The organism is Lonepinella sp. BR2357, from assembly GCF_051851525.1.
In the GTDB taxonomy this organism is placed as follows: domain Bacteria; phylum Pseudomonadota; class Gammaproteobacteria; order Enterobacterales; family Pasteurellaceae; genus Lonepinella.
On record NZ_JBPDVG010000023.1, the window covers coordinates 1 to 2,804 of the forward strand.

Here is a 2,804-nt window from a genome sequence, read left to right on the forward strand (position 1 = left end):
AGGCTTTATATTGTTCCATATCATTATTAAAACCAGTTAAATAACGACGACCTGTCAGTTGGTTGATTTGCTCGTTAATTAAACGCTGTTCGTAATAACCGTCACCAAGGCGTTTTTGGGTTTTACTGTGATCATAACGGAGTTGATTAAACATGTAGTCGCTATTTAGCCATTGTATGTGGTAAATCATAAAAAGCAAATTAATCCTTATACCCGTGTTCTTTTCGCCATTTAACACATAAAGGTTGATCTTTTAGTATTTGATCTTCGCAAGCTGGTCCGCTTTCTAAATACCAACCTTTACTTTCCATACATAATGCATCCTTTGCTCTATCACTTTCACCTAATACAGGATCTATCCCACAACTACGCATATCCTTTTCCATTCTTTCTACATATTTGAAAAAACTATTAGGTTCACTTTTAGGATATAAATTATTAAAATTATGCAAATACCAACTAAAATGCTGTTTAGGGGGTTTAAATCCTCCCATTTCAAAAGAACAACTACTAATTACTAAAGTGGCTATACAAATACTAAACACTATCTTACAATTAATTAACATAAAAATACTCCTACTTATTAACCTTACTATTAAAATCAGAAATTGTTTTTTCTTTATGCATATACAATTCCTTATCTTTTCTGTAACCATCTTCTATACATTGTGGTTGCCCTAATCCGTGACAGTTATGTGATGATGAATTATCCCCAACGACATCTGTTAAAATATTCCACCAATTTTTGTTATAGACATTAGTTTTGGATGTTGCAGGATTCCCACCGATCAAAGTACCAACAGGATCATTTCCGTCATTTTCAAAAAGAATAGATTGCGTAGAAGAACCTTGTAATCCACTTAAAAACGTATTGGCACGAGTGACATCTGTGGCAGGTCCCACCATTTTTAAAGTAGTGTCAGATAAAATCCCTTTAGTTCGATTTTCTTCGGTATCTAACCGTTGCAAGGCATTACTAATCGTTAATGTACCACGGCTATGTGAGCCTAAATACAACCCTTTGTCGCCATAGGTTTGCATTAAATTTTCTGCTTGTTTAACCGAATTATCGCCTGATACGAAGAATTTCTGATAACCTGCAATCATCAATTCAGAAAGGAAATTATCAGCTTCTGGATGGTGGACAAAATAAAGATCTTTATAAATACGCTGATCAATTTTACCTGTTTCTGGATTGGTTTCGGCAATATAATTTTGTACGGCAAACTTCGCTGCCGCTTGTACATCATTAAAAATCCCATTAAATGCCACAAAGTATTTCGTGGTTTCTTTTCCAGTATTAGGATCAGTATAGGTAACAGGTTGAATATGTTTACGTTCTTCGTCTGAAAGTTCATAAAGTTTGTAAGTATTACGTCCTTTATTTCTTTCTGTTTTTAAATATTTTTCTCTATCAATGCCAAGCTTATCCGCTTCCTCATAAATAGCTTCTAATATTTGTTTGTCAGTTATAGGATTTCCATTTTCATCTGTTTCATATTTCATCATTCTATGCTCAGACAGCATCATTTTGTGATAGGATTCGTCAGTTAACCCTGCTACATTGGTCAAGAACGTGCGTTTAATAGCCGAACTCAATTCCACTTCGTTTTGTAACGATTGATAGTCAACTTGTTGCAAAGATTGAGCGTTTTCGGATGTGCCTTTAGTGACAGTTTCAATTTGACTTTTGCCTTGTTCACTTGCAATAGTAAACACGCCATCGCTGACTATCGCTTTGGTTACACTGGAATGATTTTCTTTTTCAGATGTATTACTTAGGGCATTCACTAGTCCAATTTTTGCCAAGGCATACATATCATCGCTATGTACATCATTTTCTCCTAAGCCAAATTTGACAGGGCTAGATGATTGTTTATTTGGATTGGCACCATTGAATGTTTCTCCGTTCTTTTCTCGATCTTTTCGATAGACTTCATTGAGCTTTTCATCTTCTTTTGATGTTTGATCGCGATTTATTGAAAAACCGCCTGCAAATCCCATTGAACTTGCTTGGGCATTAGAATAGTTTTGAATATCAGCAAAGGTAAAATCCAGTGCAGTGAGTCTATTTTTTTCTTTTGGTGCGGAAGAGATAATGGCTCCACCAATATTGCTGACGGTTCCATTTGCAGTAATATTATACCCATCATCCCCAGCAAAAATCCCAGCTTGCTGATTTACACTGGCATAATTTGAGTTGATTTTGGATTGGCTATAACTAGCACTCGCTGACACACCATAACCCACCGTTACTTGCCCACTTGCACTTTCTTGCTTGCCCTTGTAAGTTGCTGTATCTTGTAAACTCTCAATATTTAGATTCTCTGCATTGACGGTAATTTGTTTACCTACAACTTGTGAACTTTTAATATTGGTGTCTTTTTTGCTATCAATGGTTGTTTGGCTATTTTGACTACCTACATAGCTATTCACCCAAGCCTTACTATCACCATTGCCATAACCTTTTGCCACATTCCCACCTGCGGTCACGCCAAAGGAAAATCCACTTTGTCCATAACTCACCGCAACACCTGCATTCCAACCGCTAGATTTATTTTTACTGCGTTCATGGTGATTTTCATCCATGGCTAAAATATTGACATTATTTTGACTGCTTAAGTGAGTACCTTGATTGCCACTGACATCAGAACCCATAATCGTTAAATCATCGTTTTTCTCTGTACCTGTGGTGATAATATTAACTTTACCGCCAGCGTTGATTTGGCTTTTTTCAACCTTATTTCCATCAGTATGTTGGGTTTGCGTGTTCTTTTGTTTGCCATAGGTAATGGAAACACTGA

General features: G+C 36.2%; 3 protein-coding genes. All 3 read right to left on the reverse strand.

Features of this window, described 5'->3' with window-relative positions; all coding sequences use genetic code 11:
* Nucleotides 1–187 (reverse strand): hypothetical protein (locus tag ACTG7L_RS10730; RefSeq protein ID WP_439328532.1); only part of this gene is annotated, 187 nt, incomplete at its 3' end.
* A 13-nt stretch (nt 188–200) separates the two neighbouring features.
* Nucleotides 201–566, reverse strand: coding sequence for a hypothetical protein (locus ACTG7L_RS10735; protein ID WP_439328533.1), 366 nt, complete (start codon nt 564–566; stop codon nt 201–203).
* Nucleotides 567–576: 10 nt separating this feature from the next.
* Nucleotides 577–2,804, reverse strand: a 2,228-nt coding sequence (locus ACTG7L_RS10740) for a hemagglutinin repeat-containing protein (RefSeq protein ID WP_439328534.1), incomplete at its 5' end; no start/stop codon positions are given.